Genomic DNA, 22963 nt, shown 5'->3' with positions numbered 1-22963 from the left:
GAGCGCCTACATATGTAGGCGCTCTTTTTAATAAATTGTAGTTGTATGGCCAACTGTTGCAACGATTGCATCATCTCTAATTGGAATAAACCCTATGGCTGTTTGTGGTGTGTTTTGAGAAGCGTAGTGACTCATTAGACGGCTATCAATACGAGTAATCGTATCAGTCAAAAAAGCTGAAATAAAAGCGTAAGGGACTCGTCGTTCATTTAATGAGTAGATAATTTCTTCTTTTGTTTTTACACCTACGCCATGTCCGTAAAAAAAGAAATTCCCTAGATAGATTGTGTTTTCTCCTTGCCACTCGATCGTAGATGGATTCACTTGTGGGTTTTTAAAGTAAACGAGATCGGCTGGAACAAGATCGCCTCCCGTTTTTGTTATGAGCTTTAAATCTTGATCGTAATCCCATGTATAAAGTAAAAGGTTAGCAAATAGGCGGTTGAAAGTTTCTTCCTCATATAATGACAGTAAAGCTTTGTAAAAAATAATTATCATAGCGGTTGCGCATTCAGTACCATATAGTTTACCGTTTTTGAAAATATCTTGGATGGCGATAGAAGATGGAATATTTGGAAGGAGCTGAAATCCTCCTAGTGATGTTCTTTTCCAAAACTTGGGGTTACAAAAGGATTGTTGAAACGTACGAAACTGAAATCCACTTTGAAAAAGTTCTAGTGCAGAGGTAATAATATTAACGCGCAAATTTAGATCAAAGCTGAGTTCATCAGCTGTTCGGAAGGAATAAACTTCTTGATTTCCCGCCATTATGGATAAAATTTGTTGCTTCTCAGCTGAAAATGGCTCATATTCATTTGTGATATAAGGGTGTACAATAGAACGGCCTATTACAATCATAATGGTATCCCCACCTATATGCTGCAGATTTCGCGATACGTGAAAGCCCATTTAGGACTTTAGTCCGCCTTTTGGCATGGGATGAAAGTATCGCTTGTTCATAGAAAACATTTATATATTTGGTATACATTACCTATAGAGAAGTACAAGTCTTTAAAACTCCAATGTGTTCCTTGCAAAAGGGTATCATGTCGAATTCACGCTATCGGTAAAATGATATGTGTCGTCAAGAATAAGGCGCTAAAATACCTGGATACGAATCTGTACGGTATGGTGGTAGTACAGTATTTTACGAACCTATAAGGCCTGTTGTGAGAGTTGTGATGGCAAACCGCAATCTTGCACGTCAGCGATACTAGAGATGGACTTCGACTTTTGTAGCAAGAATCCCAATGACGTTAGTGCACCCATTCAGGGTGGGAGTAACAAATTCTTTAGTATCGTATGAAAAAAAGGAAAAAAGGGTGAAAGAAAAGCCTATCAAATGATAGGCTTGTACTCTTTAATAACGCGCAATGTTTGTAATGTCATATCTTCAGGACCTTGTACAGGCAAACCTGCTTCTAAATTTTTACGAATATACTCTAAGTTATCTTGTGTAATAATTTCCCCCGGAGTAAAGATTGGAATCCCTGGTGGATAAACCATAACAAAATCAGCTATAATACGACCCGCTGCATTTTCAAATGGAATGACTTCTGTTTCTGAATAAAAAGCATCTCGAGGAGAAAGTGCTAGCACCGGAATTTCCGGAATTTCTACTTGTACTTGAACACCTTTATCCGCCCTATTAATAAATGTTGCTGCTAAATCTTGTAATGCTGCAATAAGTGTATTTGTATCACTTTCTGTATCTCCCAAAGTGATAAGACATAGTATATTGTATAAATCTGAGAGTTCTACTTCAATATTATAGTGCTCTCTAAGCCATACTTCAGCCTGATGACCGGTAATACCTAAATCTTTTACAGATACAATTATCTTTGTAGGATCATAGTTAAAAGTAGCGTCCGTACCTAACATTTCTTTTCCAGGACAGTAAAGATGCTCAATAGCATTTATAGCATCACGAACATGTTCAGCTAATTGTATAGTTTGTCCTATGAGCGCTTTTCCTTCTGTAGCAAGACGTTTTCTAGCAACATCAAGTGATGCTAACAAAATGTAAGAAGTTGATGTAGTCGTAAGCATGCTAATAATAGATTGGACATGCTTTACGTTCACAAGGCCTTCTTTCACATTAAGAATAGAACTTTGAGTTAAAGAGCCTCCTAATTTGTGAACACTTGTTGCTGCCATATCTGCACCGGCTTGCATCGCTGACATTGGCAATTCATCGTGAAAATGAATATGGACACCATGAGCTTCATCGACTAGTACAGGGATATCGTATGAATGTGCTAATTGTACAATCTGTTCTAAGTCTGCAGCAAAGCCAAAGTATGTTGGATTAATAACAAGTAAGCCTTTCGCATCTGAGTGCTCTTCAAGTGCCTTTTTGACAGATTGAATTGTGATTCCATGTGAAATTCCAAGTTTTGGATCGATTTCAGGATGCATGAAAATCGGTTTTGCACCTGAGAAAATAATAGCTGACATTACTGATTTATGCACGTTTCGTGGTACTAGGATTTTGTCACCAGGACCGCAAACGCTCATCACCATTGTCATAATTGCGCCACTTGTACCTTGAATAGAAAAGAAAGTATGATCTGCACCGAACGCAGCGGCGGCTAAATTCTGTGCTTCTTTAATCATACCTTTTGGATGATGTAAATCATCGAGCGGCGCAATATTAATTAAATCAATTGCTAATGCATTATGCCCAATAAATTCGCGAAATGTAGGATCCATGCCCTGTCCTTTTTTATGACCAGGAATATGGAATTGAATTGGATTTCGCTTACTGTGCTCAACTAAAGCGGTAAACAATGGTGTTTCGTATTGGGACAATCTATACACCCCTTCTTCTTCATAATATTTAGTATAGTTTGTTTTATATAATCTCGCTCTAAAACAGTTAAGTTCTTTTTTAGAATGAGACTTGTTTTTCTGCCATTCGCAAAATCATTTTTGAGATGGAAGGTTCACTTTATTTTCTATAAAACAAAAGCATTATATCACCAATAATTATAGATGTATAGAAAAAAATATTTTTAAGGTGTGTATGTTTAATATTTAGGTTCAACTAATGAAGAGAGGAAGGCGATTCCATTGAAATGAATAAATAGTGTATAATGCAAAGTGTCTATAGTGAAGAAGAAAAAATCTCTTTAATATAGCATATTGAAACAAGAAGAAATGATAAATGAGGTGCGAAATGGAATATCAATATCCGTTAGATTATGATTGGTCAAATGAAGAAATGGTTGCAATTGTGAAGTTTTATGAAGCAATTGAGAAAGCATATGAAAAAGGAATTATGAGAGAAGAATTAATGGGATTATATCGTCGTTTTAAAGAGATTGTTCCATCGAAAGCAGAAGAAAAGAAAATTGATAAAGAATTTCAAGAGGTCAGTGGGTATTCTATATATCGTGCCATTCAAAGGGCAAAAGAAGTCGAAGAACAAAAGCTTGTGAAAATGTAAAAAATATTTTGAAAAATAAAAACCGAAGTGATATAATGTGATAACAACTAAAAACGGACAATATAAATTGTCCGTTTTCTACTATCGATTACAAAGTGCATATAAAGGAAGGAGTGATTGCATCGTAGATTCAATCTTAGCAAGGAATTGTTCGTTGGTCATTGCTGAAAACTCCTCTGGTGCTATATGAATACCAACTAATAATTCTGCTTTTTTCACGGTAGCTAAACGTTCAATCATCTTTTGTAAGTCTTCTATTTCAAGCGTGTTATGCAATTTTACACTTGGTTTAGTATGGTCAATGGACCAAACGAAATCATTTGGAATATTTGTTTTTAAATCATTTAAATGTTCTAAGAAGGCGTGAGCCGTCTCCACTTTTTGTGGACACTCATAGATTAAACCAAAGTATATGAAGGCATGAGTACCCCATAACCCAATTTGGAAATGTGGTAACATTTTATATCCGCGTTTATTTGTTGAAAAAGCAACCCAAGTATCGTTTGGTGGATTGACTTTGCGACGGGCATGTTTTGCCACATGATAGAAAAAATTTTCATCAGTTTGTTTAGATAAATACTCTGCAAACTGTTCCCCTAAAGCTTCTAGCTTAGGATGAATATTCGTTTTAATTGCACTCATTCGTTCTTCGAGACCATCAACTGTAAAGACCTCAAAATCAGTTGATTTGAATGTTTGTAGTGTCATGATTGTTCCTCCAACTCCTATTTTGCTTTTATTTTAGCATAGCTTGTACTATTCATAAAAAAAACAGCACAAAAAAATTTATATAAAAAAATATAATTTTGTTGCATAGATGATTTATCCAACATAGTATAGTATAAAACAAAAAATCAGAAAATTGAATTAATTCTAGTCCGAGGGCAAACGAATATTGGGAGGAGGCAAATAATATGAGACAGGTGATTAATGCGTTAAAGAGAACAGATGCTGAAAAGAGAATTCCGGTGCTACGTTTGGAGCTAGATTATGAATTAGCAACTTTATATGATGCGATGATGGAAAACGATAATCAGAAAAAAGAAGAGTGTGTACAAAAGTTAGAAGTGTTAAGACTTGAAATGATTCGTTTAGAAGCGTAATAATAGTATATGTATAAAAAATTAGTTGGTGCGAACCTTATAAAGGGTTCGTTTTTTCTGTGAACAGTAAAGATCGGAGTGTTTAAACATGCACGAGGTATGGAAAGACATTGATACACATGCAAAACAATGGATTCGAGACGCAGGAGAGCGTTTAATGTTATCAATGAAAAAAGCACTTATTATAGAAACAAAATCAAATGCAGCGGATTTAGTAACGAATATGGACCGAGAAACGGAGCAGTTTTTAATTGGGAAAATTAAAGAAACATACCCGGACCATTATATTTTAGGCGAAGAAGGTTACGGAGATGAGGTTACTTCATCTGATGGGGTTGTTTGGTTAATTGATCCAATTGATGGCACGATGAACTTTGTTCATCAAAAAAGAAATTTCGCAATTTCAATTGGAATTTATGAGAACGGTATCGGAAGAATTGGTCTAATCTATGATCCAGTTCATGATGAACTATATCATGCTGTAAAGGGGGGAGGGGCTTTTTGTAATGGTGTATCTATTCCGATGTTGGAAGAAGGTACAGTAGAGCAAGGAATCATTGCTCTAAATGCAATATGGCTTACCGACAACCCATTGCTTAATATGGAAAAAATGATGACACTTGTTAAGAAAGCGAGAGGTACGAGGTCATATGGTTGTGCAGCATTAGAAATGGTATACGTTGCAACGGGAAGAATAGATGCATATGTAACACCGAGATTATCACCATGGGATTTTGGTGGGGGACAAATAATCGTAGAGGAAGTTGGAGGAAAGGTGACAACATTCTCCGGAACGCCACTTTCTATCGTAGAGAAGAGCAGTGTGTTAGTTGGAAAACCAAGGGTATATGAAGAAATATTACCATTCGTATCGCAATAACAAAAAAAGTAAGAGGCTATTAAAGAAGCTTCTTACTTTTTAACGTTATTGCGATTTACGCATTTTTCTTTTTGTTACAAAACCGTATCCAACTGTAACAAATGTGCCGATAATGCAAATAATAACACCGATGGGGCTATTTTCAGCAATCATAATACCGATACCAATTAAGAAAATAACACCGATAATTGCGGTTAATAAAAAGCGATATTGAATGTGTTCCATTTCTTCACCCTCCAATCTCATTTTACTTTCACAAAAGTAAGAATACAACTATATTTTCATTCTTGATTTTATTTTGATTGCCATTGTATCCCCTTCGCTCTTATAATAGAGAAGGATTAAAAAGACATTAGGAGTTGGACATGTTGAAAAAACGACAAGATTTACGAAACATAGCAATTATTGCCCACGTTGACCATGGTAAAACAACACTTGTTGACCAGTTATTACGTCAAGCGGGGACGTTCCGTGCGAATGAACATATTGAAGAACGCGCAATGGACTCAAACGATCTAGAAAGAGAACGTGGTATTACAATTTTAGCAAAGAATACTGCGATTCACTATGAAGATAAAAGAATTAACATTTTAGATACACCTGGTCACGCTGACTTTGGTGGAGAAGTAGAACGTATCATGAAAATGGTTGATGGTGTTCTACTTGTTGTTGATGCATATGAAGGTTGTATGCCACAAACACGATTTGTTTTAAAGAAAGCTCTTGAGCAAAATTTAACTCCAATCGTTGTTGTAAACAAAATTGACCGTGACTTCGCTCGCCCTGATGAAGTAGTTGATGAAGTAGTCGATTTATTCATCGAACTTGGTGCAAACGAAGATCAATTAGAGTTCCCAGTAGTATTTGCATCAGCAATGAACGGAACAGCAAGCTTAGATTCAAATCCAGCAAATCAAGAAGAGAATATGAAATCATTGTTTGACACAATTATTGAACATATTCCAGCACCAGTTGATAACAGCGAAGAGCCACTTCAATTCCAAGTAGCACTTCTTGATTACAATGACTATGTTGGGCGTATTGGGGTTGGACGCGTATTCCGCGGTACAATGAAAGTAGGACAACAAGTTGCTTTAATGAAAGTAGACGGAAGCGTGAAGCAATTCCGCGTAACGAAATTATTTGGTTACATTGGATTAAAACGTCAAGAAATTGAAGAAGCAAAAGCTGGAGATCTAGTAGCTGTTTCAGGTATGGAAGACATTAACGTAGGTGAAACGGTATGTCCGGTTGAGCATGAAGAGGCTTTACCATTATTACGTATTGATGAGCCAACACTACAAATGACATTCCTTGTAAATAACAGCCCATTTGCAGGTCGTGAAGGTAAATACATTACTTCTCGTAAAATTGAAGAGCGTCTTCGTTCACAATTAGAAACAGACGTAAGTTTACGTGTAGATAATACAGATTCTCCTGATGCATGGATCGTATCTGGACGTGGGGAATTGCATTTATCGATCTTAATTGAAAACATGCGTCGTGAAGGTTACGAATTACAAGTATCTAAGCCAGAAGTAATTATTAAAGAAGTTGATGGCGTAAGATGTGAGCCTGTAGAGCGCGTACAAATTGATGTACCTGAAGAATACACTGGTTCTATTATGGAATCAATGGGTGCACGTAAAGGTGAAATGTTAGATATGGTGAATAATGGAAATGGTCAAGTTCGCCTTACTTTCATGGTTCCAGCACGTGGTTTAATTGGTTATACTACAGAATTCTTAACATTAACTCGTGGTTACGGTATTTTAAACCACACATTCGATTCTTACCAACCAGTACACGCTGGTCAAGTTGGTGGACGTCGCCAAGGTGTTCTTGTTTCACTTGAAACAGGAAAAGCATCACAATACGGTATTATGCAAGTTGAAGATCGCGGTGTAATCTTCGTTGAACCAGGTACAGAAGTATATGCTGGTATGATTGTAGGAGAACATACACGTGAGAACGATTTAACAGTTAACGTTGTAAAAATGAAACAACAAACTAACATTCGTTCTGCAACGAAAGACCAAACTTCAACAATGAAAAAACCACGTCTAATGACTTTAGAAGAATCATTAGAGTACTTAAATGAAGACGAGTTCTGTGAAGTAACTCCAGAATCAATTCGTCTACGTAAAAAGATTCTTGATAAGAGCGAGCGCGAAAGAGCTGCTAAGAAAAAGAAATCTGTAGAAGCGTAAAATATTAGAACAGCTACCTTTAGTTAGGGTAGCTGTTCTTTTTTATCTGTATTTTTTAGAATATTTACTCTTTTTTGTGGACAGTATTTTTTTTGCGGGTTACTCTTGTATTAAGTACATAAATAAAATTTGTATTTTGTGAGAAAGGGGGATGAATGATGTTAGAAAGAATGTCGTTTTTCGCGAAATTATGTAAAGTTGATGAAAATCCAGAACTAGGGATGTGGTTACTGTATGGCATCATTATTATATTAAGTGCACTTGTGTATAATTTAGGTTTTGCAAGAAAGCTATCGATAATAAAAAATATAGTGATATATATATCGTTAGCGATTGGATGCACCGTGTTAACTTTCTTTGCAGTTTTTTTACCTGTTGGCGAGGGGCTTGTTGTAGCGGCAATTGTACTTGGGATTTATAGATTACGTTTACGTCAAGCAAGACAACAAAAAGCAGGGTGAGGAGGCGAAGTTTTATGCGTTCAGTACAAGATGCATTATATAATTGGTTAACAATTAAAACAGTTGCGGAAGCACGTCCAGATGATAGTGCTGCAAAAGAAACGTATTTGTTATTTCAAAATATGATATATGAAGAACATAAATTGAAGAATGTGGAAGTTAAAAAGAACGAAGAAATGTATTTAATTACATATGAAAAGAACGGGGAAAGAAAATCTGCAAGATTTCCATTAGAAGCTATTGATTGTTTCTTGGATCAAATGAATCGTGAACCTGAAAAATATAAATAAGTCCTTAATCATATAGATAAGGACTTATTTATATTTTACCAATCGTCTTCAACTTTTTTATCACGATATAATCGGAAATTACCACTTGCATGACGTTCCATCGTACGCTCTGCAATTCGTTCCGAACATTCCATGCACATATATGTATGAATAGGGCGGTTACGCAGTTTTTTTGCCATAGGATTTTCATCATCTAACATATCTTTTTTATCACAAATCATACATTTGACTCTCATTTCGTCACCTCAATACAGATTCTATCAGTATAAGTATATCATGGAAGTGTAATGTTTTTGAATAATAGCAGGAAAAAATAATATTTTCGCAATTCGAAAAATAAGTTATGATAAGGATATATCAAGTATATTTGGAGGTGGAAATATGGCGAATGTAGTAGAGCCTACATTAACAGATGATTTAGTACAAACGTTACGTAAAGAATGTATTGTTATGGTAGCAACGACAGATTTCGAAAAACAAGTCCCTAACGTAAGTGCTATTTCTTGGGTGTATGCATTGAGTGAAACTAGTATTCGATTTGCGGTAGATCAACGTTCACGTATTGTGGAAAATATAAGGCACAATACAGGAGTAGTATTGACTATAATGGCGAATGGATCCGTATTTTCCATAAGTGGTGCTGGTGAAATTTTGACAGATAGAATGGAAGGCATTCCTCTAAAATTAACTGTAATAGAAGTAAATGTGCAAGAAGTACGTGATGTGATGTTTTATGGAGCAAAACTTGCAATTGAACCAACATATGAAAAAACATACGATCTTCGGGCAGCGAAAAAACTGGATAATCAAGTGTTGGTAGGGATGAAAGAATTATAAATGTGATAAATAAAAAAGTCAGTTATTAACTTTTGTAATCGGTTATTGTGATTTTATGTTAATAATTATAATTAAAAGTAATATATTGAATAGAAATGAATAAAAAATAAATAAAAGGTTTAATGGCTATAAATTTCGATTCTACCTCGTTTATACGGTACATATAATTATAACAATGGTTCGTCCATATTTTATGGATGAAACCCTTGTTCTACAAATTTAAAAGTGGAGTCAGGGGGTAACAGGTTGGATAAAATTTATGTGTTAGATACGAATGTACTTTTGCAGGATCCTTTATCTATTTTTTCATTTGAAACCAATGAAGTAGTGATTCCAGCAGTTGTATTAGAAGAGGTTGATTCAAAGAAACGTTATATGGACGAAGTAGGACGAAATGCTCGTTATGTATCTAAGTTAATAGATAAATTTCGTGAAATAGGAAAGCTGCATGAAAGTATTCCGCTAGAAAACGGCGGTACATTTCGTATTGAATTAAATCACCGTTCATTTGTTCAACTACAAGATATTTTCGTAGAGAAAACAAATGATAATCGAATTTTAGCTGTAGCAAAAAATCTATCTTTAGAAGAACAAGAAAAAGAGGACGGGAAGTCTGTTATTTTAGTAAGTAAAGATGTGCTCGTAAGGGTAAAAGCTGATGCAATTGGATTGAAGGCTGAAGATTATTTAAGTGATCGCGTAATTGAAGTAGATAATATATATTCAGGATTTTTAGAAGGGTATATATCAAAAGAACAATTGGATTATTTTTATGAAAAAGGTGAATTACCTTTATCTGAAATTGCAAATCATCCTTTTTATCCAAATCAGTTTGTGGTGATGAAAGATGCGCTAGGGGGTTCTAGTTCTGCACTTGGAATTGTGGATCACTTAGGTAAGAAAGTGAAGAAACTTATTTTTCACAATGAGCAAGTATGGGGAATACGACCACGCAATGTGCAACAAATAATGGGATTAGAATTGTTGCTTCGCGAAGATATTCCGCTTGTAACGTTAACGGGGAAAGCTGGTACAGGAAAAACGTTACTTGCGTTAGCTTCGGGATTAATGCAAACGGAAGATTTAGGGTTATACAAAAAATTACTTGTTGCAAGACCAATCGTTCCAGTCGGAAAAGATATCGGTTATTTACCAGGAGAAAAAGAAGAAAAGTTAAGACCATGGATGCAACCGATTTTTGATAATCTAGAGTATTTATTTAATACGAAAAAGCCAGGGGAATTAGATGCTATTTTAGCTGGAATGGGCTCGATTGAAGTAGAGGCCCTTACGTATATACGCGGAAGAAGTATTCCGGATCAGTTCATTATAATTGACGAGGCGCAAAATTTAACAAAGCATGAGGTGAAAACGATACTAACAAGGGTAGGAGAAAAAAGTAAGATTGTATTAATGGGAGATCCTCAGCAAATTGATCATCCGTATTTAGATGAATATAATAACGGGTTAACTTACGTTGTGGAGAAATTTAAAGAGCAACGAATTAGTGGTCATGTGAAGTTTGTGAAAGGGGAGCGCTCTAATTTAGCTCAACTTGCAGCCGATCTATTATAAAAAGGAGTGAGCATATGCTCACTCCTTTTTATACACTTTAAATAATTGTAAATTTACGGATGTTACGGATCGGATTTTGTCTGTTAGATCCATCATTGAAATATAGATGCACAGGTCCATCTTCTTTTAATGGCTTTCCTTCTTTTGAAAAGCCAAGAATTGCATTTTTGACAGTTTCTAACGGAAGCGTCAGTGTATGATCTACTGTTTCAATTTCGACTTGCGTAGCGTCCGCATCCATATCGGCGTTGGCAAGAAATGGATGGAAGGGTATACCGAATGTTCCGGTAATCAACTGTTCTTTTTTATATTTCTTTACACTTTGTTGTATCGGTGGAAAAACAGCACCATCACGGATTTCACGATCCCAATGTTCAGAAGTGTTTTTTAAATAAGTTTCTAGTTCAGATATGTTTTCTCTAGTTTCATCAAAGTAAGTTGTCAAATCTACTTTTCGATCATCAAAGATCCAAACAGTTGGATCGATAGTGATTGGAAAACGTACTTTTCCGTTAATAAATAAAATTTCGCTCATCGTTGTTCCCCCATTTGTGTTATACTCCCACTTTTCAGTATAATAGTATTAGACACTGTTGTCACAAAAAATGTTTCTATTGCAATTTGTTAAAACTATCGCTAATATTAATAGATAGGATAGAGGAGAGTAGGACGGAAACGGAGGGAATCAATTTGGCGTCTGAGACAGTAGCAAATCATCAGGAAAAGGCACTAGCCCTTCTACAAGCGGATGCGGAGAAGATTTTAAGACTTATTAAGGTGCAAATGGACCACCTTACAATGCCGCAATGTCCATTATATGAAGAAGTGTTAGACACACAAATGTTTGGACTATCCCGCGAGGTCGATTTTGCAGTTCGCCTTGGTCTTATTGCAGAAGAACAAGGGAAAGCAATGTTAGGTGAGCTCGAACGTGAGTTATCTGCACTTCATGAAGCATTTACAAACAAACAATAATAACGGGTTCAAATAAGGGGGCTCAAACTAAATTAGTTTGAGCTTTTTATTTGTATAATAAAGCAGGAAGAACCTATATACATATGGAATACAACAATAATTAAATTGAAACAGAGAGAGGAAATGAAATGAAAAAATTATGGAAATCAATGGATTATTCATTGTTACTTCCTCTTGTTATCTTATGTGTGCTGGGAGTTATAATGGTATATAGTTCGAGTTCCATTGTTGCGATTTCGAGATTTGATAAACCAGCAAACTTCTTTTTTAAAAGACAATTATTTACTTTAGCTGTTGGGACAATTGTACTACTAATTCTTGCTATTATCCCATATAAAATTTGGAGGAAACGGATCTTTTTATTAGGGAGTTATGCTATTAGTGTTGCATTATTAGCAGCAGCAGCTTTTTTTACTAAGACAGTAAACGGCGCAAATGGGTGGGTATTTGGAATCCAGCCTGCAGAATTTGTAAAGATAACAGTGATCCTTATATTGGCGAATTTTTTTGCGAAAAAGCAAGAAACGAATACGCCTGTTTTTAAAGGATCGGGACCAATCCTTTTGGGTGTTGGTTTTATCATATATTTAATTTTAAAGCAAAATGACTTAGGTACCGATTTGTTAATTATGGGAACCGTAGGAATTATGTTTCTTTGTTCGGGAGTTAATGTTAATTTATGGATTAAACGAATTGCTTTAACTTCTATACTATGGATTCCGGCACTATATTTTCTAGGAAGCTATGTGTTAAATCCGTATCAAAAGGCACGTTTTTCAGTCTTTCTTGATCCATTTAATGATCCTCAAAAGGATGGATTTCAATTAGTAAATTCATTTATTGGAATTGCTTCAGGTGGGTTAAATGGTAGAGGGTTAGGAAATAGTGTGCAAAAGTATGGCTACTTACCAGAACCGCAAACGGATTTTATAATGGCAATTATATCTGAAGAACTTGGTTTTATAGGTGTGGCTATTATTTTAATCTGTTTATTGCTTATTATTATTCGGACATTTAGAGTTGCACAAAAGTGTGCGGATCCATTTGGAAGTTTAATTGCGATTGGCATCGCGGGCTTGTTTGGAGTTCAAACGTTTATTAATGTTGGTGGGATGTCTGGATTGATACCACTGACAGGAGTACCTTTACCGTTTGTTAGTTACGGTGGTAGTTCTTTATTAGCTAATTTACTTGCGATGGGGATATTATTGAATATTGCTAGTCATGTAAAACGGCAAGAGCAACAACAGAATGAGTTAATGATAGAAAGAGAACAAGGTGGCCCGCATCTTGTAGTTGTAAAATAAAAACACATTGTGCTTTAGAGCACAATGTGTTTTTTTGTTTTTAACAAATTCCAAATATGATGTATCAATTTGTTTTTATACTAAAAAAATATATCACATTTAAATGAATGTGATATACAATTAGGTTGTTAGAAAAGGAAGAGGTATGCTATACTATTTTTGTGAAACAAATTGATCAGAAAACTTATCATTTGTTAAAAAATAAGGTATGATGGATAAAAATAAAGTGAAGCTTTCTAAGTATAATATAATGTGGAAAGTGAAGAACTTCACGCTCTTTAGAGTGTGTATATATTTTATCTCTAGAGTGGTAGGAAAGTAGAGGGGGAAAATCATGACAAAGCTGCAACGTATTCAAAAAGTATTGGTAGCTAACCGTGGAGAGATTGCAATTCGTGTGTTTCGAGCTTGTTCGGAACTTGGATTAAAAACAGTTGCAATCTATTCGAAAGAGGATAGTGGTTCTTATCATCGCTATAAAGCCGATGAGTCCTATTTAGTTGGGGAAGGAAAAAAACCAATTGATGCTTATTTAGATATTGAGGGCATTATTGAGATTGCGAAAAGTAATCATGTAGATGCAATCCACCCTGGATATGGTTTCTTGTCAGAAAATATTCAATTCGCAAAACGTTGTGAAGAAGAAGGGATTATCTTTATCGGCCCAAAAAGTAAGCATTTAGATATGTTTGGAGATAAAGTTAAAGCAAGAACACAAGCGCAGCTAGCACAAATACCAGTTATTCCTGGTAGCGATGGTCCGGTAAATTCACTAGAAGAAGTCGTAGAATTTGCTGAAAAGTATGATTACCCGATTATTATTAAAGCGTCCCTTGGCGGTGGCGGTCGTGGTATGCGTATTGTACGTACGAGTGAAGAATTAAGAGAATCGTATAATCGAGCGAAGTCAGAAGCGAAAGCAGCCTTTGGTAATGATGAAGTATATGTAGAAAAATTCGTTGAAAAACCTAAACATATAGAAGTACAAATTTTAGCAGATGAAGAGGGCAATGTTGTTCATTTATACGAGCGTGACTGTTCTGTACAACGTCGTCATCAAAAAGTTGTAGAAATTGCACCGAGTGTATCACTTTCGGATGATTTGCGTCAGCGTATTTGTGAAGCTGCTGTAAAGTTAACGAAAAATGTAAACTATTTAAACGCAGGAACAGTGGAATTCCTTGTAAAAGATAATGAGTTCTATTTCATTGAAGTAAATCCACGTGTTCAAGTAGAACATACGATTACAGAGATGGTTACAGGAGTGGATATCGTTCAATCGCAAATTTTAATAGCTGATGGGCATGCATTACATAGTAAGATAGTAGGTGTACCTAAGCAAGAGGAAGTGGTTGTTCATGGATTTGCAATCCAATCTCGTGTAACGACTGAGGACCCACTAAATAATTTCATGCCAGATACAGGGAAAATAATGGCGTATCGATCAGGCGGTGGTTTTGGTGTGCGTCTTGATACAGGTAATAGCTTCCAAGGTGCAGTTATTACACCGTACTATGATTCTTTACTTGTAAAAGTTACAACTTGGGCGCTTACTTTTGAACAAGCTGCTGCAAAAATGGAACGTAACTTAAAAGAATTCCGTATTCGTGGTATAAAAACAAATATTCCATTCCTAGAGAATGTAGTAAAACATAAAAACTTTTTATCAGGAGAATATGATACTTCGTTTATTGATGTGTCACCTGAGCTATTCTTGTTCCCAAAACGTAAAGACCGTGGAACGAAAATGTTAAATTACATTGGTTCAGTAACAGTAAATGGATTCCCGGGAGTAGGAAAAAAAGAGAAGCCAATATTCCATGATGCTCGTATACCGAACGTAAAACACTCAGAGCCAATCCAAAATGGGACGAAACAAATTTTGGATGAGCGTGGAGCGGATGGATTAGTAAAATGGGTACAAGATCAAAAACGTGTACTATTAACTGATACAACATTCCGTGATGCACATCAATCATTACTTGCAACTCGTATTCGTACAAAAGATTTACATCAAATTGCAGAACCAACAGCGAGAATGTTACCAAACTTATTCTCAGCAGAAATGTGGGGCGGTGCAACGTTTGATGTTGCCTATCGTTTCTTAAAAGAAGATCCATGGGAACGATTACTAGATCTTCGTGAAAAAATGCCAAACGTTTTATTCCAAATGTTACTTCGTTCTTCAAATGCAGTTGGTTACAAAAACTATCCAGATAACTTAATTCAAAAGTTTGTGGAGTGTTCTGCTCAAGCTGGAATTGATGTGTTCCGTATTTTTGATAGCTTAAACTGGGTTGAAGGTATGAGAGTTGCGATTGATGCTGTACGAGATACTGGTAAAATCGCAGAAGCGACAATGTGTTACACAGGGGATATTCATGATCCGCTACGTAGCAAGTATGATTTGAATTATTATAAAAACTTAGCAAAAGAGTTAGAAGCATCAGGAGCTCATATATTAGGAATTAAAGATATGGCGGGCTTACTAAAACCAAACGCAGCATATGATCTAGTTTCAGCATTAAAAGAGACAGTATCGATTCCGATTCACCTGCACACACACGATACAAGTGGAAATGGTATATTAACGTATACGAAGGCAATTGAAGCAGGCGTTGACATTGTAGATGTAGCAGTAAGTTCTATGGCTGGTCAAACGTCACAACCAAGTGCGAACACGCTATACTATGCATTAGGTGGAAACGAAAGACAGCCAGACGTTAATATAGATTCATTAGAAAAACTATCTCATTACTGGGAAGATGTACGTAAATACTACGCACCGTTTGAAAGTGGTATGAATGCCCCTCATACAGAGGTATATATGCACGAAATGCCAGGTGGACAGTATAGTAATCTACAACAACAAGCGAAAGCGGTTGGCTTAGGTGATCGCTTTGATGAAGTGAAAGTAATGTATCGCCGTGTGAATGATATGTTTGGAGATATTGTAAAAGTAACACCATCATCTAAAGTTGTCGGTGATATGGCATTATTTATGGTTCAAAATCACCTGACAGAACAAGATGTTTTAGAACGTGGACATTCTATGGACTTCCCAGGATCTGTTGTTGAAATGTTCTCAGGAGATTTAGGACAACCATACGGTGGTTTCCCGAAAGAATTACAAGAAATTATTTTAAAAGGGAAAAAGCCTTTAACAGTAAGACCGGGTGAATTACTAGAGCCAGTAGATTTTGATGCTTTAAAAGAAGAGTTATTCCATAAACTCGGACGCGAAGTGACGATTTTTGATGTAGTTGCATATGCATTATATCCGAAAGTATTTATGGACTACGAAAAAGTTGCTGAGCTCTATGGAAATGTATCTGTGCTTGATACACCGACATTCTTCTATGGTATGAGACTAGGTGAAGAAATTGATGTGGAAATTGAACAAGGTAAAACATTGATGGTTAAACTCGTATCAATTGGAGAACCTCAGCCGGATGGGAATCGTGTTCTTTACTTGGAATTCAACGGTCAACCACGTGAAATTGTTGTGAAAGATGAAAGTGTGAAAGCGACAGTTGCCCAACGTATGAAAGGAAACCGTGAAAATCCAAACCATATTAGTGCAACAATGCCAGGAACGGTTATTAAAGTAGTTGTAAAAGAAGGCGATGAAGTGAGAAAAGGCGATTCTATGGCAATTACGGAAGCGATGAAAATGGAAACGACAGTTCAAGCGCCGTTCAATGGTAAGGTGAAGAAAGTATATGTAAATGATGGAGACGCGATTCAAACAGGTGACTTACTTATTGAATTAGATCATTAAAATAAAAAATGGGCTGTGAAAGCAGCTCTTTTTTATTACAAAAAAATACCTTGCCGAATGGGCAAGGTATTTAAATTTATTTTGTTTGTTTAGAAGTTGATTCGGCTTCTTTTGCATTGACCTTACTTCTTGTACCCAGCATAACTAAATAGCATAATACAGCAAACAAGCAAGAAATGAATAGGGAATGTAATAATGCCATTGTTAAACTAGCATTTGTAAATACAACTAAAATCCCAACAATAGCTTGAAGTGTTACAAGGATAAAGGAAATAATCCATCCCCAGTATACTACGCGTTGTTGTTTGTATTGACGAATAGCAATAATCATCGCGTATAGTATCCAAACGAAGATTAACATTGCTGCAATTCTATGTCCCATTTGAACCCACTCATGCAGTTGAGTTGGTATAGGTCTATTTTTGCTACATAAAGGGAAGTCTGGACAAGCTAAGGTAGCTCGTTCGTGACGTACTAAAGCACCTGTGTAGACAACGATATAACAGTAAATTGTTACACCATAAATATGAAATTTCATTTTTTTGTCCATAATAAGTGAACGTGCATCAAATTTCTGATCAATTTCAAAAATAAGACACGCTAACAAAATGACAGAAGCAAATGAAATTAAGGAAATACCGAAATGGATAGCAAGTACTGCTGGTACTTGTCCCCAAACAACTGCTGCGGCTCCCATTAATGCTTGTGCAACTAAAAATACGAAGGATAAAATTGCTAACGTTTTTGTTTCGCGCACATGTTTATAATATTTCCAGGACAAAATACAAAGGAGAGTGACAAGAATTCCTGCTGATCCTGATGTAAGGCGGTGACTTAGTTCAATAATAGTTTCCATTGATAAATTAGATGGAACAAATTCACCGTTACAAAGTGGCCATGATTTACCGCAACCTTGACCAGAACCTGTTTTTGTAACTAAAGCGCCTCCTAATAAAACTATTAATAAATCAAGGCTCGTAATGACTGCTAACCATTTAATAAAGCGTTGCAATCTCTTTCACCATCTTTCTGCTATGAAGTTATTGCGAAATATTTTCATTCCATTATGTATAGAATAAAACGCGCTAGTTCCTATGATATATAAAAAATAATAAAATAGCAAAGAAATGGAGGGGGAGGACAAGGAAGAGGAAACGATTGTGAAAAGAGGATGCGTAAGGAAATTTTTAGGTGAAAAACAGGCTGTTTTGAAAAGAAATGGGGAGAAAACGTGTTAAATATGACAAAATAGTTTATTATAGAAGGTAACATCATGTTATGATAAGGATAAGTAAGAATAAATTTTTTTATGTTCGACACAAAAAGTTCATGTTTTCTTCACAAAATGTTCGGGAAATATGATTTAATATATTGGAGTATGGGCGTAGATTAGTAGTAGAATGGGTTAACAATATTTCTACTGTAATAATATTGCTATATAGAAGCGAATTATTTCATTCGAAATAAGCGCAAAAAGAAAGATGAAAGTTTTAAGAGGGGGTTAAAGTGATGAACCATGCAACAAGTGAGCTGCATGATGAGTCAGCTGTAACAAGTGTACCGGAAACAACTCGGCTACAAGATTTATCAGCGCTCGTTAAAATGGGGATTGTAAACTCAAATACACTTACTGTATTTACAGGATTTTGGTTGGCACTACATTTTAATGGATTAAGTGTAATGGACAATCTGGATAAGTTATTTTTTACAATCGTTGGTTCTGGATTAATTATGGCAGGGGTATGTTGTTTAAATAACTATATTGATCGAGATATCGATCCGTTAATGGAAAGAACGAAAACCCGTCCAACGGTTACTGGAAAGTATAAACCAGGATTCGCACTTACATTTGGACTAGTTATATTACTTCTGGGATTTGTATTTTTATTATTAACAACACCGATGGCAGTATTAATGGGGTTTATTGGTGCTTTCACATATGTTGTCTTATATACTTTATGGACAAAGAGAAAGTATACACTAAATACTGTTGTAGGTAGTATATCTGGAGCAGTTCCACCTTTAATTGGATGGGCGGCAGTTGATCCATCTTTAGGTCATCCAATTGCTTGGATGTTATTTTTAATTATGTTTATTTGGCAAATCCCACATTTTCTCGCATTAGCGATGAAACGTGTTGATGAATATCGAAATGCAGGAATCCCAATGCTTCCTGTAGTTCATGGATTTGAAATTACGAAACGCCAAATTATGATTTGGACAGTATGTTTATTACCACTACCATTTTATATGAGTGGACTTGGGATAACATTTATGGTAATCGCAACACTGCTTAACATCGGATGGATCGTTTTAGGGTTTTATGGCTTCCGTAAGAAAGATGACATCAAATGGTCCGTACAAATGTTTGTTTATTCCCTAAATTATTTAACAATCTTATTTGTATCAATGATTGTAGTTACATTCTTCTAAGACAACGACATAATTGGATTTCTTTACGTTGAGATTTACTTTACTTAACTATAAAGTACAATCTAATTCACAAGGAAAGTGGGGGTTGTTTGTATGAAGAAACAGTGGCGACTGCTTTCGTTCGTTTCACTGCTGGCTTTACTGTTAGGGGGATGCGGTAAAGCCTTTCAATCTACTTTAATTCCGCAAGGAGAAGTAGCAAAAATGCAATATGATCTGCTTTTACTAGCGAGTGCGATCATGGTAGGAGTAGTACTAGTAGTTACTATTATTTTCTTATATGTAATTGTGCGTTTCCGACAAAAGAAAGGTCAGGAAGATTTTATTCCAGAGCAAGTTGAAGGGAATCACAAACTAGAAATTATATGGACAGTTATTCCGATTATACTTTTATTAATCTTAGCTGTTCCGACGGTTACATATACATTCAAACTTGCTGATGTAAGTGCGATGGAGAAAAAGAATATTGATAAAGATACTATCGTTGTTGATGTAACAGCGAATCTTTATTGGTGGGAATTTTCTTATAAATCAGAAAAAATAGTAACTTCTCAAGATTTAGTTATCCCCACAGGCAAGAAAGTGTATTTGAATTTGAAGGGTGCCGATATTAAACATTCATTTTGGGTTCCATCTTTAGCTGGAAAAATGGATACAAATACAGATAATGTAAACAAAATGTGGTTAAAGGCAGATAAATCGGGCACTTATAATGGTTTTTGTACAGAATTTTGCGGTCCATCACATTCTTTAATGCAATTTAAAGTGAAAGCTTTGGATGAAAGCGAGTACAAAAAATGGCTTGCTGATATGAAGAAGATTGATGGGAAAAAAGAAGTAGCTTCAACAAAGGCACAAGAGGGCCAAGAAATATTTAACAAAAGCTGTATTGGTTGTCATGCAGTTGGATCTAATGATAGTAGACCACCTTCCGCTCGTATCGCACCAAACTTAGCAAATTTTGCTGATCGCGATATGGTTGCCGGTATTGCCGAAAACAATGAAGAAAACTTAAAAAAATGGCTTAAAGATCCTGAAAATATGAAGCCAGGAAATAAAATGACTGGTAAATATGGCAACTTAACGGATGATCAAATTGATGCATTAAATGCATATTTACAGACGTTAAAAGTTGAGAAGTAAAGAGGGATTATTCGCGAAGGGGAGGTTGAAAACGTGAGTTCTGTAGCAAAAAAACAGGGGATGGGTGCTGTCATATGGGATTATTTAACGACAGTAGACCATAAAAAGATTGCCATTCTCTATTTAATTGCAGGTGGAGTGTTTTTTATAGTAGGCGGATTAGAAGCCTTGTTTATTCGCCTTCAATTAGCGATTCCTAACAATGCTTTTCTTGTTGGGGATGCTTATAATCAAGTATTAACGATGCACGGTACAACAATGATTTTCCTCGCAGCTATGCCACTCGTGTTTGCATTTATGAACGCAGCCGTACCACTTCAAATTGGTGCGCGCGATGTAGCGTTCCCGTTTTTGAATTCACTCGGATTTTGGTTATTTTTCTTTGGTGGAGTATTTTTAAATTTAAGTTGGTTTTTAGGTGGAGCACCGGATGCAGGTTGGACTTCTTATGCATCTTTAGCTTTAGCTTCTAAAGGCCATGGTGTTGATTTTTATGTACTCGGTTTACAAATATCTGGTATTGGTACATTGATTGGTGGTATTAACTTCCTTGTTACAATTATTAATATGCGTGCGCCAGGAATGACATATATGCGTATGCCGATGTTTACATGGACAACATTTGTAACATCATCACTTATATTATTTGCATTTCCACCATTAACGGTAGGATTAGGGCTTTTAATGTTAGATCGTTTATTTGGCACAAGTTTCTTTAATCCGGCATTAGGTGGAAACACAATTATATGGGAGCATTTATTCTGGATCTTTGGTCATCCGGAAGTATACATTCTTATACTCCCAGCTTTCGGAATATTCTCAGAAATCTTCGCTACATTTTCGAAAAAACGATTGTTTGGTTATTCATCAATGGTATTTGCGACTGTACTAATCGGATTTTTAGGATTTATGGTATGGGCGCATCATATGTTTACAGTTGGTCTTGGGCCAGTTGCAAATGCTATTTTCTCAGTTGCAACAATGGCGATTGCAGTTCCGACCGGTATTAAAATATTCAACTGGCTCTTTACAATGTGGGGCGGAAGTATTCGCTTTACGACACCGATGATGTGGGCAGTAGCTTTTATTCCATCATTCGTAATGGGTGGAGTTACAGGCGTTATGCTTGCATCTGCACCAGCTGATTATCAATTTCATGATAACTATTTCGTAGTAGCGCATTTTCATTATGTAATCGTCGGCGGTGTTGTATTTGGTTTACTTGCGGGGGCCCATTATTATTGGCCACTGATGTTTAATAAAGTATTAAATGAAACGTTAGGAAAGATAACATTTTGGTTATTCTTCATCGGTTTCCATTTAACATTCTTTATTCAGCATTTCCTTGGATTGATTGGGATGCCACGCCGTTACTACACATATCTTGAAGGTCAAGGTTTGGAAATGGGGAATATGATTAGTTCTGTTGGAGCGGTGTTTATGGCTCTTGGAACGATTGTTCTTCTATTCAATGTAATTAAAACAACTGTATCAAAAGAGAAAGCTGGTCGTGATCCATGGGATGCGCGTACATTAGAATGGACAATGCCAGCACCTACACCAGAATACAATTTCAAACAATTACCGTTTGTTCGTGGGTTAGATCCGTTTTGGATTGAAAAACGTGAAGGTAATAAAGAGATGACAGCGGCGGAACCAGTTGGTGATATTCATATGCCAAATGCTTCATTTTCACCATTTATCATTTCTCTAGGCTTATTCATAGCGGCATTCGGTGCAATGTATATGCAAGGTGGAAAAGATAAGTTTTGGTTATTAGTAGCAATTATTGGTTTAATCATTACATTTGGCACAATGTTCCTACGTTCAGTAATCGATGATCACGGATACCATATTCATAAGGAAGATTTAGAGGATAAGGGGGGCAAGGCGTAATGCATGTAGATGAAAAATTAACAAATGAAACATTTCCAGCAGAGCCTGAAAAAGCAACCCTTGAGGGCAAAAATAAGTTTGTCGGTTTTTGGTTATTTCTTGGAGGCGAAACAGTGTTGTTCGCTTCCTTATTCGGCACATATTTAGCGCTAAAAAACTCTACAAATGGTGGACCAACATCTCAAGAGATGTTCCAAATGCCACTCGTTTTCATTATGACGATGCTTTTATTAACGAGTAGTTTAACAAGTGTATATGCGATGTATCACATGAAAAACTTTAACTTTAAGAAAATGCAGCTTTGGTTACTTGTAACAGTGTTACTTGGCTTAGGCTTTTTGGGATTTGAAATATATGAGTTTTATCATTATACGCATGAATTTAAGCATACTATGAGAAGTAGCGCATTTGGTTCAGCTTTTTATGCTCTTGTTGGTACACATGGACTTCACGTATTGTTTGGATTGTGTTGGATATTAACATTAATCTTCAGAAATGCGAAGCGAGGTTTAAATCTATACAATGCACCAAAGTTTTACGTTGCATCAATCTATTGGCACTTTATTGATGTAGTTTGGGTGTTTATTTTCACTGTAGTATATTTGATGGGAATGGTGGGATAAA

22 protein-coding genes are annotated in these 22963 nt (G+C 35.9%); 15 read left to right on the top strand and 7 right to left on the bottom strand.

Features of this window, described 5'->3' with window-relative positions; genetic code table 11:
• Nucleotides 1-27: 27 nt before the first annotated feature.
• A complete protein-coding gene (locus tag COE49_RS22370; RefSeq protein WP_088230216.1) occupies nucleotides 28-858 on the bottom strand; it encodes a protein-glutamine gamma-glutamyltransferase in 831 nt (276 codons plus the stop codon).
• Between the two features lie 480 nt (nucleotides 859-1338).
• Complete coding sequence (gene speA, locus COE49_RS22365) at nucleotides 1339-2811, bottom strand: arginine decarboxylase (protein WP_140417320.1); 1473 nt, start codon at nucleotides 2809-2811, stop codon at nucleotides 1339-1341.
• Between the two features lie 367 nt (nucleotides 2812-3178).
• Between speA and COE49_RS22360 the strand changes: the two genes are divergently transcribed.
• Nucleotides 3179-3448 (top strand): UPF0223 family protein, encoded by a 270-nt coding sequence (locus tag COE49_RS22360; RefSeq protein ID WP_000456542.1) that lies wholly within the window; start codon nucleotides 3179-3181, stop codon nucleotides 3446-3448.
• Nucleotides 3449-3529: 81 nt separating this feature from the next.
• Here COE49_RS22360 and COE49_RS22355 read toward each other — a convergent pair whose 3' ends face one another.
• Nucleotides 3530-4156 (bottom strand): YktB family protein, encoded by a 627-nt coding sequence (locus tag COE49_RS22355; RefSeq protein ID WP_088230214.1) that lies wholly within the window; start codon nucleotides 4154-4156, stop codon nucleotides 3530-3532.
• A gap of 206 nt (nucleotides 4157-4362) precedes the next feature.
• Between COE49_RS22355 and COE49_RS22350 the strand changes: the two genes are divergently transcribed.
• Together COE49_RS22350 and COE49_RS22345 are read left to right on the top strand one after the other, a co-directional pair.
• A complete protein-coding gene (locus tag COE49_RS22350; protein ID WP_001250169.1) occupies nucleotides 4363-4551 on the top strand; it encodes a hypothetical protein in 189 nt (62 codons plus the stop codon).
• A gap of 88 nt (nucleotides 4552-4639) precedes the next feature.
• On the top strand, nucleotides 4640-5431 hold the full coding sequence (locus COE49_RS22345; RefSeq protein WP_088230213.1) for an inositol monophosphatase family protein: 792 nt from the start codon (nucleotides 4640-4642) through the stop codon (nucleotides 5429-5431).
• A 45-nt stretch (nucleotides 5432-5476) separates the two neighbouring features.
• Here COE49_RS22345 and COE49_RS22340 read toward each other — a convergent pair whose 3' ends face one another.
• Nucleotides 5477-5656, bottom strand: a complete 180-nt coding sequence (locus COE49_RS22340; protein ID WP_071746871.1) for a DUF5325 family protein — start codon at nucleotides 5654-5656, stop codon at nucleotides 5477-5479.
• A gap of 140 nt (nucleotides 5657-5796) precedes the next feature.
• Between COE49_RS22340 and typA the strand changes: the two genes are divergently transcribed.
• The 3 genes from typA to COE49_RS22325 all read left to right on the top strand — a co-directional run bounded on the left by typA (nucleotide 5797) and on the right by COE49_RS22325 (nucleotide 8392).
• Entirely contained in the window at nucleotides 5797-7641 is a 1845-nt protein-coding gene (gene typA / locus COE49_RS22335; protein ID WP_088230212.1) for a translational GTPase TypA, read from the top strand.
• A gap of 158 nt (nucleotides 7642-7799) precedes the next feature.
• The gene (locus tag COE49_RS22330) at nucleotides 7800-8102 is read left to right on the top strand and encodes a YlaH-like family protein (protein ID WP_000893656.1); all 303 of its coding nucleotides are present in this window, start codon (nucleotides 7800-7802) and stop codon (nucleotides 8100-8102) included.
• Between the two features lie 14 nt (nucleotides 8103-8116).
• Entirely contained in the window at nucleotides 8117-8392 is a 276-nt protein-coding gene (locus tag COE49_RS22325; RefSeq protein WP_088230211.1) for a hypothetical protein, read from the top strand.
• Between the two features lie 35 nt (nucleotides 8393-8427).
• Here COE49_RS22325 and COE49_RS22320 read toward each other — a convergent pair whose 3' ends face one another.
• On the bottom strand, nucleotides 8428-8628 hold the full coding sequence (locus COE49_RS22320; protein WP_001995040.1) for a YlaI family protein: 201 nt from the start codon (nucleotides 8626-8628) through the stop codon (nucleotides 8428-8430).
• 145 nt (nucleotides 8629-8773) lie between these two features.
• Here COE49_RS22320 and COE49_RS22315 point away from each other — a divergent pair, with 145 nt between their 5' ends.
• Both COE49_RS22315 and COE49_RS22310 read left to right on the top strand, forming a co-directional pair.
• Nucleotides 8774-9229, top strand: a complete 456-nt coding sequence (locus tag COE49_RS22315) for a pyridoxamine 5'-phosphate oxidase family protein (RefSeq protein WP_088230210.1) — start codon at nucleotides 8774-8776, stop codon at nucleotides 9227-9229.
• A gap of 246 nt (nucleotides 9230-9475) precedes the next feature.
• Nucleotides 9476-10804, top strand: a complete 1329-nt coding sequence (locus tag COE49_RS22310) for a PhoH family protein (protein ID WP_000358079.1) — start codon at nucleotides 9476-9478, stop codon at nucleotides 10802-10804.
• Between the two features lie 37 nt (nucleotides 10805-10841).
• Here COE49_RS22310 and COE49_RS22305 read toward each other — a convergent pair whose 3' ends face one another.
• Nucleotides 10842-11339 carry a molybdopterin-binding protein gene (locus COE49_RS22305; RefSeq protein ID WP_088230209.1) on the bottom strand — a complete coding sequence of 166 codons (498 nt, stop codon included), beginning with the start codon at nucleotides 11337-11339 and terminating at the stop codon, nucleotides 10842-10844.
• Nucleotides 11340-11494: 155 nt separating this feature from the next.
• On the opposite strand from COE49_RS22305, the gene COE49_RS22300 reads away from it, so the two are divergent.
• The 3 genes from COE49_RS22300 to pyc all read left to right on the top strand — a co-directional run bounded on the left by COE49_RS22300 (nucleotide 11495) and on the right by pyc (nucleotide 16867).
• A complete protein-coding gene (locus COE49_RS22300; RefSeq protein ID WP_088230208.1) occupies nucleotides 11495-11779 on the top strand; it encodes an Fpa/YlaN family protein in 285 nt (94 codons plus the stop codon).
• Between the two features lie 128 nt (nucleotides 11780-11907).
• Nucleotides 11908-13086, top strand: coding sequence for an FtsW/RodA/SpoVE family cell cycle protein (locus COE49_RS22295; RefSeq protein ID WP_088230207.1), 1179 nt, complete (start codon nucleotides 11908-11910; stop codon nucleotides 13084-13086).
• Between the two features lie 334 nt (nucleotides 13087-13420).
• Nucleotides 13421-16867 (top strand): pyruvate carboxylase, encoded by a 3447-nt coding sequence (gene pyc, locus COE49_RS22285; protein WP_088230206.1) that lies wholly within the window; start codon nucleotides 13421-13423, stop codon nucleotides 16865-16867.
• Nucleotides 16868-16943: 76 nt separating this feature from the next.
• Here pyc and ctaA read toward each other — a convergent pair whose 3' ends face one another.
• Entirely contained in the window at nucleotides 16944-17879 is a 936-nt protein-coding gene (ctaA, locus tag COE49_RS22280; protein ID WP_088230205.1) for a heme A synthase, read from the bottom strand.
• 497 nt (nucleotides 17880-18376) lie between these two features.
• Here ctaA and ctaB point away from each other — a divergent pair, with 497 nt between their 5' ends.
• The 4 genes from ctaB to ctaE all read left to right on the top strand — a co-directional run bounded on the left by ctaB (nucleotide 18377) and on the right by ctaE (nucleotide 22962).
• A complete protein-coding gene (ctaB, locus tag COE49_RS22275) occupies nucleotides 18377-19300 on the top strand; it encodes a protoheme IX farnesyltransferase (RefSeq protein ID WP_088230204.1) in 924 nt (307 codons plus the stop codon).
• 93 nt (nucleotides 19301-19393) lie between these two features.
• Nucleotides 19394-20443: a cytochrome c oxidase subunit II gene (gene coxB, locus COE49_RS22270; RefSeq protein WP_088230203.1), complete on the top strand. Its 1050-nt coding sequence runs from the start codon at nucleotides 19394-19396 to the stop codon at nucleotides 20441-20443.
• A gap of 60 nt (nucleotides 20444-20503) precedes the next feature.
• Nucleotides 20504-22339, top strand: a complete 1836-nt coding sequence (ctaD, locus tag COE49_RS22265; protein WP_170933755.1) for a cytochrome c oxidase subunit I — start codon at nucleotides 20504-20506, stop codon at nucleotides 22337-22339.
• Nucleotides 22339-22962, top strand: coding sequence for a cytochrome c oxidase subunit III (gene ctaE / locus COE49_RS22260; protein ID WP_000557861.1), 624 nt, complete (start codon nucleotides 22339-22341; stop codon nucleotides 22960-22962). The genes ctaD and ctaE overlap by 1 nt, the downstream gene beginning before the upstream one ends.
• The last annotated feature ends 1 nt before the right edge of the window (nucleotide 22963 follow it).

It is taken from the genome of Bacillus sp. AFS029637 (assembly GCF_002584985.1).
Lineage (GTDB): Bacteria > Bacillota > Bacilli > Bacillales > Bacillaceae_G > Bacillus_A.
This window is presented reverse-complemented; position numbering and strand designations above follow the sequence as displayed.